This is a genomic window from Micromonospora sp. NPDC002411, from assembly GCF_053592955.1.
This window is the reverse complement of record NZ_JBSFBM010000633.1, coordinates 1-1,374: the sequence shown is the minus strand read 5'-3', so window position 1 is coordinate 1,374 and position 1,374 is coordinate 1. Positions and strand designations below refer to the sequence as shown.

Here is a 1,374-nt window from a genome sequence, read left to right as displayed (position 1 = left end):
GAAGCGGGCATGGCAGTCCCCGGCGGTGCGGGTGACCACCGGCACGTCCAGCTCGTCGTACGCCAGGTAGGGGTCGTCGCGGCGCAGGTCCAGGTCGAGCCCGGAGGCGCGGGCCACCGGCCCGGACGCCCCGAACGCGGCGGCGTCCGCGGCGGACAGCACGCCCACGCCCACGGTCCGGGCCAGGAAGATCTCGTTGCGGCGGATCAGGTGGTCCAGGTCGGGCAGCCGCCGTCGTACCTCACCGATCGCCGCGCGGGCCCGACCGGTCCAGCCGTAGGGCACCTCCTCCTTGAGGCCCCCCACCCGGTTGAACATGTAGTGGATCCGGCCGCCGGAGACCTCCTCCATCACCGCCTGGATGGTCTCCCGCTCCCGGAAGGCGTAGAAGATCGGCGTGATCGCCCCGATCTCCAACGGGTACGAACCGAGGAACATCAGGTGGTTGAGCACCCGGTTCAGCTCCGCGAGGGCCATCCGCAGCCAGGTGGCCCGCTCCGGCACCTCCATGCCCATCAGGCGTTCCACAGCGAGCACCACACCCAGCTCGTTGGAGAACGCCGAGAGCCAGTCGTGCCGGTTGGCCAAGACGATGATCTGCCGGTAGTCGCGTACCTCGAACAGCTTCTCCGCGCCCCGGTGCATGTAGCCGACGATTGGTTCGCAGGCGACCACCCGCTCGCCGTCGAGCACCAGCTTCAGCCGCAGCACACCGTGCGTCGAGGGGTGCTGCGGGCCGATGTTCAGCACCATGTCGGTGCCGAGCTGCTGGTCGCCGGTGCCGGCGACCAGGCCGGCCCCGGTGCCGACGGTCAGTTCGCGAAGGTCCCCGGCGTCGGTGGTCATGCCCGTCATCGTGCCACGGCCGGGCCGAGCGGGATGCCGACCGGTTGGCGCAGCCACCAGTGCCCGCCGAGCCCGGCCGGATCGGTCAGCTCGGCCACCGCCGACGCCGCGGCCAGCGCCCGCACGTACCCCGCCGGGTCACTGCCGGCCAGGCTGAGCGGCGGTCGGCCGCCGTCGGCCCCGAGCGCCCGCAGCGCCTCGGATTGCGAGACCAGGGAGTACGCACACCGGGCGACCTCCGCACCGGCGGAGGCGACCGAGTCCATGGCCACGTGCGCTGTCACGTCAGCCGACCCGTCCGGAACCGGAGGCACCTGCCGCCCAGCCCGGTACCCGGTCAACGTTCCGTCGACCGGCCGGCTCTCCCGCAGGTGCCCGTAGTCGACGGCCACCGCCAGGCCCCGCTCGATCTTCTGGACCGCGGTGGCCCAGGCCTCGTCCCGGGTCCTCCCTATTTCGGCGCGGTTGCTGTGGGGGGTTTCGGGGCAGCCCGGCCGGCTCCGGGCGGTCAGGCTTGATCCCTGCGCC

General features: G+C 72.6%; 2 protein-coding genes. Both read right to left on the bottom strand.

Features of this window, described 5'->3' with window-relative positions:
• Positions 1–855, bottom strand: an 855-nt coding sequence (locus ACWCO3_RS34625) for an NADH-quinone oxidoreductase subunit D (RefSeq protein ID WP_450014223.1), incomplete at its 3' end; no start/stop codon positions are given.
• Positions 852–1,374: SAM-dependent methyltransferase (locus ACWCO3_RS34620; protein WP_450014221.1), on the bottom strand; the 523-nt coding region annotated here is incomplete at its 5' end. The genes ACWCO3_RS34625 and ACWCO3_RS34620, both read right to left, overlap by 4 nt.